1 protein-coding gene is annotated in these 227 nt (G+C 71.8%); it reads left to right on the plus strand.

The annotated features are described in order from the left end of the window. On the plus strand, window positions 1-227 hold a 227-nt coding region (locus ACM0OY_RS40690; RefSeq protein WP_414574347.1), incomplete at both ends, for a hypothetical protein.

Consider the following 227-nt stretch of genomic DNA (forward strand, 5'->3'; position numbering starts at 1 on the left):
AGCCTGCAGCATATCGGCTCGCTGGCGCTGGAGGCGACCGACGGCTTCCTGCGCGCGCCCGCACTGCCCAAGGCGACTTACAACGCCGTCTATGCCGATGTGTTCGGCCTGGCCGTGCTGCGTCATCCGCCTGTCGTCGGCTGGCTGCTGCTGGGTCTGGCGGCCCTGCTGACCGGGTTCGCAGGCTGGGGCGCGCGACACGCGACGGGCCTCAGCCGCGCGTCGGT

Origin of the sequence: Nostoc sp. CCY 9925, assembly GCF_963920935.1 — a bacterium.
GTDB lineage: Bacteria > Cyanobacteriota > Cyanobacteriia > Cyanobacteriales > Nostocaceae > Nostoc.